At 71.7% G+C, this 6163-nt stretch carries 5 protein-coding genes and 1 pseudogene; 4 read left to right on the plus strand and 2 right to left on the minus strand.

Annotation, left to right across the window (positions count from 1 at the left end):
• Positions 1-36: 36 nt before the first annotated feature.
• Genes rpoZ through metK form a run of 3 tightly spaced genes read left to right on the plus strand, consistent with a single transcriptional unit; the run spans position 37 to position 2952 of the window.
• A complete protein-coding gene (rpoZ, locus tag BXY45_RS24375; RefSeq protein WP_109776208.1) occupies positions 37-381 on the plus strand; it encodes a DNA-directed RNA polymerase subunit omega in 345 nt (114 codons plus the stop codon).
• 58 nt (positions 382-439) lie between these two features.
• On the plus strand, positions 440-1732 hold the full coding sequence (gene coaBC / locus BXY45_RS19570) for a bifunctional phosphopantothenoylcysteine decarboxylase/phosphopantothenate--cysteine ligase CoaBC (protein ID WP_109776209.1): 1293 nt from the start codon (positions 440-442) through the stop codon (positions 1730-1732).
• A complete protein-coding gene (gene metK / locus BXY45_RS19575) occupies positions 1732-2952 on the plus strand; it encodes a methionine adenosyltransferase (RefSeq protein ID WP_109776210.1) in 1221 nt (406 codons plus the stop codon). Before coaBC ends, metK begins: the two co-directional genes overlap by 1 nt.
• A gap of 224 nt (positions 2953-3176) precedes the next feature.
• Here metK and BXY45_RS19580 read toward each other — a convergent pair whose 3' ends face one another.
• Positions 3177-4763: a methyl-accepting chemotaxis protein gene (locus BXY45_RS19580; protein ID WP_245961933.1), complete on the minus strand. Its 1587-nt coding sequence runs from the start codon at positions 4761-4763 to the stop codon at positions 3177-3179.
• Between the two features lie 149 nt (positions 4764-4912).
• On the opposite strand from BXY45_RS19580, the gene BXY45_RS19585 reads away from it, so the two are divergent.
• Positions 4913-5494, plus strand: a complete 582-nt coding sequence (locus tag BXY45_RS19585; protein WP_146211287.1) for a WapI family immunity protein — start codon at positions 4913-4915, stop codon at positions 5492-5494.
• A gap of 70 nt (positions 5495-5564) precedes the next feature.
• On the opposite strand, the pseudogene BXY45_RS19590 reads toward BXY45_RS19585, so the two are convergent.
• Positions 5565-6163, minus strand: a pseudogene (locus tag BXY45_RS19590) (hypothetical protein); the annotation flags it as partial.

The following is a 6163-nucleotide window of genomic DNA, read 5'->3' on the forward strand; positions in this document are numbered from 1 at the left end:
GAAGCGCGAGCTCGTCCCCGATCTGGAAGGACACCTGTGTCCGGCACCACCGCTGCCCCCGAAGGCATCACCAACCCGCCCATCGACGACCTCCTCGAGGCCGCCGACGGCTCCAAGTACGGGCTGGTCATCTACGCCGCCAAGCGCGCCCGCCAGATCAACGCCTACTACTCCCAGCTCGGCGAGGGCCTGCTGGAGTACGTCGGTCCGCTCGTGGAGACCCACGTGCAGGAGAAGCCGCTGAGCGTCGCCCTGCGCGAGATCGACGCGGGCCTGCTGACGATCCGCCCGGTCAGCCCGGAGGAGGCCGCCGCCGAGGCCGCGGCCGTTGCCCCGTCCGACCCGTTCGCGGCGCCCTCGGACGACGCGCGCGGCTTCTGAGCCCCGCGTCCCTGGGCCCAGCGCTGCTCCGCACCACAGCTCTCAGCTCCCACCCGCGATGAGCCCAGCGCGCGTCGTCCTCGGTGTCGGCGGTGGCATCGCCGCCTACAAGGCGGCGCTGCTGCTGCGCCTGTTCACCGAGGGCGGCGCGTCCGTGCGTGTGGTGCCCACCGAGGCGGCGCTGAAGTTCGTCGGTGAGCCGACGTGGGCGGCGCTGTCGGGCCAGCCGGTGGCCACCGGGGTGTGGAGCGACGTCCACGAGGTGCCGCACGTGCGGCTGGGCCGCGAGGCCGACCTCGTCCTCGTCGCCCCCGCCACCGCCGACCTCCTGGGGCGCGCCGCCCACGGCCTCGCCGACGACCTGCTCACCAACGTGCTGCTCACCGCGCGCTGCCCGGTGCTGCTGGCCCCGGCGATGCACACCGAGATGTGGCAGCACCCGGCGGTGGTCGCCAATGTCGCGACGCTGCGCGAGCGCGGCATCCACGTGCTCGACCCCGACAGTGGCCGCCTGACGGGCGCCGACACCGGCCCCGGGCGCTTGCCGGAGCCCGAGCGCATCCACGCTGCGGCGATGGCGCTGCTGGGCGGAGCGGCTGCGGGCGGCGCGCCGTCGTCGTCGTCCTCCTCCTCCTTCGATTTGGCCGGTCGGCACGTCGTGGTCTCGGCGGGGGGCACCCGCGAGCCTCTCGACCCGGTGCGCTTCCTCGGCAACGCCTCCTCCGGGCGGCAGGGTGCGGCGCTGGCCGCGCGGGCCCTCGCCCGCGGTGCGCGCGTCACGTACGTGCGGGCCCACACCGAGGTGCCCGACCCCGCCGGTGCGCACGTGGTGCCCGTGAGCACCGCCCTGCAGCTGCGTGACGCGGTGGTGTCCGCTGCGGAGGGGGGCGCTGACGTCGTCGTCATGGCTGCCGCGGTGGCCGACTTCCGGCCCGCCGCACCCTCCGAAAGCAAGATCAAGAAATCTGACGACGACGGCGACGGCCTCGTCGTGGAGCTGGTCCGCAACCCCGACGTCCTTGCCGGGCTCGTCGCGGCGCGCCGCGAGGGTCGGGTGGCGGCCTCGACGGTCGTCGTCGGGTTCGCTGCGGAGACCGGTGACGCGTCGGGTTCGGTGATCGAGCACGGCAGGCTCAAGGCGGTCCGCAAGGGTGCCGACCTCCTGGTGGTGAACGAGGTCGGTGGTGGGCGAGCGTTCGGCACCCCCGACAACACCGTCGTCATCCTCGGGGCAGACGGCTCCGAAAGATCCGTCGGTCCGGCGCCCAAGGAGACCATCGCTGACGCGGTCTGGGACGCTGTCGCGATGCGCCTGACCCATGGACGAGTGGACCAGCGAGGAGACCTCTGATGGCTGCCAAGGCCGACCTGCGCCTGTTCACCTCCGAGTCGGTGACCGAGGGTCACCCGGACAAGATCTGCGACCAGATCAGCGATCGCATCCTCGACGCGATGCTCGACCAAGACCCGACAAGTCGGGTCGCCGTCGAGACCATGGTCACCACTGGCCAGGTTCACATTGCTGGCGAGGTGAAGACCAAGGGCTACGTCGAGATCCCGCAGATCGTCCGCGACACCATCCTCGGTATCGGGTACGACTCCTCCGAGAAGGGCTTCGACGGGCACTCCTGCGGCGTCTCGGTCTCGATCGGTGCGCAGTCCACGGACATCGCGCAGGGCGTCGACTCCTCCTGGGAGCAGCGCTCGGGGTCGCTCGACTCCGACGACCCGCTCGACGCGCAGGGCGCCGGTGACCAGGGCCTCATGTTCGGGTACGCCTGCACCGACACCCCCGAGCTCATGCCGCTGCCGATCTGGCTGGCGCACCGCCTGTCCGAGCAGCTCACCGCGGTCCGCAAGGACGGCGTGCTGCCGCACCTGCGGCCCGACGGCAAGACTCAGGTGACCATCGGGTACGACGGTGACCGCGCCGTCTCCCTCGACACCGTGGTGCTGTCCACGCAGCACGCGCCCCGGGTCGACCTCGGTGAGCTGGCCGAGCAGATCCGCTCCGAGGTGGTCGCGCCCGTGCTGGAGGGGCTGCGCGGTCTGGCGGACCTCGACACCTCCGGGCACCGTCTGCTCGTGAACCCCACCGGCCGGTTCGAGATCGGTGGCCCGATGGGCGACGCCGGCCTCACCGGTCGCAAGATCATCGTGGACACCTACGGCGGCATGGCCCGCCACGGTGGCGGTGCGTTCTCCGGCAAGGACCCGTCCAAGGTCGACAGGTCGGCGGCGTACGCGATGCGCTGGGTGGCCAAGAACGTCGTCGCTGCCGGGCTCGCCAGCCGGTGCGAGGTGCAGGTGGCGTACGCCATCGGTGCTTCGCACCCGGTCGGGCTGTACGTGGAGTGCTTCGGCACGGAGACCGTGCCGCTGGCGCGTCTGAGTGCGGCGATCCGCGAGGTCTTCGACCTGCGCCCGGCCGCCATCGTGCGCGACCTCGACCTCTTGCGGCCGGTCTACGCCAAGACCGCCGCGTACGGGCACTTCGGGCGCGAGCTGCCGGGCTTCACATGGGAGACCACCGACCGTGCCGACGTGCTGAAGGCCGCTGTCGGCGTCTGATCTTGTGAGTGCCTGACGTCCGCGTCGGGCTGTCGGGGCTATGACGGCTGTCGGGGCCGTGCAGTCGGACGTGCAGAAGTCCCCCGCAGGACCCTCCACGGGCCTTGTGGGGGACTTCTGCACGTCCGACTGCACCCGGCACCCTGCGCAGGGGTGATTGGGGCCTGGCCCCGCGGCAGTCGCCGTCACCGCGCAGCCGGCCCGCGGAGCGCAGCGGGACCGTGTCAGACGGTGAAGCGCCCGGTCAGCTCCTCCAGGCGGCTGGCCGAGCCGGAGAGGTCTCCGGCCATCTGCGCGGTGTGGCCGGCGCGATCCCGGTTCTGGTCGGTGCCGCTCGCGATGCTCGAGATGTTCGCCGAGATCTGACCGGACCCGCTGGAGATCTCCGTGATGTTCCGGACCATCTCGCTCGTGGTGGCTGACTGCTCCTCGACGGCGGCGGCGATGGTGGCCTGGACCTCGTCGATGCGGGCGATGACGTCGCTGATCTGGGTGACAGCCGTCGCTGCGGCTGCGGCGTCGCTCTGGGTGGCGCTCACCTTGGCGGTGATCTCGTCGGTGGCCTGCGCGGTCTGGCGGGCCAGCTCCTTCACCTCCCCGGCGACGACGGCGAAGCCCTTGCCCATCTCGCCCGCCCGGGCGGCCTCGATGGTGGCGTTCAGGGCGAGGAGGTTGGTCTGCTCGGCGATAGAGGTGATGAGCTTGACGACGTCGCCGATCTCCTGGGACGACGTGCCCAGCCGCTCGATGGCCTGACCGGCCTGACCGGCGGCCGACACCGCGGACGTGGCCATCGACGAGGCTTCCGCGGTAGCCGCCGCGATCTGCGTGATAGCCGCTGTCATCTCCTCACCCGCGGCAGCGACGGTCGAGATGGAGACGGAGACTTCCTCGCTGGCTGCGGAGACGACGTGCGACTGCGCCGCGGCCTCCTCGGCGCCCGACGCCAGATCACCGGAGACGCCGCGCAGCGACACCGAGGAGGTGCTCAGGGCGTTGGTCTCGGCCCGGATCTCGCGCATGGCTGCCGAGAGGGCGTCCAGCGAGGCATCCGTCGAGGCGGAGAGCTGGCCGACCTCGTCACGCCGGCGTAATCCGACGCGCAGGTCGAGCCGTCCCTTGGCCACCGCGGCCATGACGTCGACGACGGTGCCGAGCGGCGTGGTGACCGAGCGGGCGACGACGACGGCGATACCGAGCGCCAGCGCCACGGCCACCAGGGAGACCACGAGAAGAGCGATCAGCGCCTGCTGGTAGGCCTGCCGCCCCTCTCTGGCAAGGCCGTCGGCGTGGGCCTTCTCGGTGTCGACGATCTCCTTCAGCGCGGTGAAGGCCTTCGTGGCGGCGGGGGACGTCACCTTCTCGCGGACCTCGAGGAAGCCGGCGGTGTCATTCGCCTGTGCCAGGGGGATCTGCTGCTGAAGGCCCGTCTCGTAGTCCTTCAGCGCCGACAGGAAAGCCTCGCGCTGCGGGTCGGAGCTGGCGGGCTTGGTGCTGAGGTAGGTCTTCCACTGCTCCTGCAGGGCGGCGTCGTCGTCCTCGATCTGCTTGACCGTGGCGGCGAGCGTCGCGGGGTCACTGACGAGGGCGAGCATCGACGCGTCGTAGCGGATCTGCAGGAGGGCCAGCGCCGTCCGGTCCGACGAGTCGACCGCTGCCAGCCCCGAGGACGCCAGGTGCTCGAGGTTCGCCTGAGCCTGGTGGAGTCGGCTGGCGCTGAGTCCGGCGATGGTCAGTAGCAGCAGGCAGACCACGCCGAAGCCGGCGTAGAGCTTGTGCGCGACGCGGAGGTCCGCAAGGCGGCGTGACACGGGGAAGCCTCCGCGAGGGGTGGTGAGTTGATGGTTCAGCAGGACCATCGGCTCACACACGGCCGTACCTGATGGTGGAACGCGGCGGAGCTGGGGGTGCCGCGTCTGTCCCGTGGCAGCACCTGTTCCGTGGCGGCCATGATGCCGACGTGATCCTGCGCGGCGACGACGGTGCTGAGGTGGAGCTGCGCCTCGCCGGGTACCAGTTCCCCGATGCGACGGTCGACGACGACGGCGATGAGTGGGACGCGAACTGGCTGCTCGTCGCCGGACGGGTGCGCACCGCTCGGGGGACGGAGTGGTCGTTCGTCGATCCTGCGCTCACCACGTGGGAGGTCGCCGAGGTGGCCGACTGGTGGGAGCGCGCCGGCCGGGGGCAGGTCGCCCCTGCCACAGCGTGGGAGGACGACGACGGCGGCGGCGACGAGGCTGACGGGGACAGCGTGCCGTTCTGGTGGGACGTGCTCCAGGACCGCGGGTGGCTCGTCTTCCTCGAGCCGTGCCTATCGCTCGGTGTGGGACCTGACGCTGCTCGTGGCGGTGACGAGGCAAGCGCCGTCGAGCCGGGAAAGTTCCGGATCCTCGTCGGTCTCGGTGCCGAGTGGGCGCCCCCGCCCTTCCCGGAGCAGGCCCACGACTGGTGCTGTGTGGAGTTGCGCCTCACCCAGCAGCAGCTCTACCGCGCCGCAGCCGACCTGCGCGAGGAGCTGGCCACCTACCCGCGGCGCTGATCACCGCCGGGGCTCAACCTTCGCATGGTGGCTCCGTCGTGATGTGCCCCGCGCCGCGACGAGCGGACGGTCACGCGCCGGGGAGGTCGTCGAACAGACACGGTTCCTCTCCCTCGTCGTCAGGACCCTCGAACCCTCCGCGGTCATCGTGGAGGTCTGCCGGGTCGCCAAGATCGTCGTCAGGGTCGGGCAGCGGGTCGGGTGGGACGTCGGTGAACACCGCCCGCGCCCACTCCGGGGACCACTGCACCTGACTCTGGCTCTGGCTCGGATCCGCCGCCGCTGGCGTGCCGTCAGGGGGCCACCCCACCCACGCGGGCAGCACATCGGCCAGCAACCGGTGAGCCCACACCGGCAGCCCACCGACCAGCCGCTCCGCGGCGCTCACACCGCCGCTGTCACCGGCGGGATCGGCCCAACTTCCCGGCGGGCCAGCATCGGCCCGAGCACCGGCAGGTGCCCCCGAGAAAGCCCCCGAGAAATCTCCCGAGAAGGTTCCCGGCGGGGTGTCGGCGGGGTCCAGCAGCACCTGCGGGTCCACCCGGTAGGTGTGCCCCGTCGGAGCGGTCCACACCACCCCATCCCCAGCCGCCGGCGCCGGCGGTGTCGGCCGCCCGTCAGGACCAGGGGGTCCGGGCGGGCCGGTGCGGTTCACCGCCACACTCCACC

Source organism: Quadrisphaera granulorum (assembly GCF_003149145.1).
Taxonomy (GTDB): Bacteria; Actinomycetota; Actinomycetes; order Actinomycetales; family Quadrisphaeraceae; genus Quadrisphaera; species Quadrisphaera granulorum.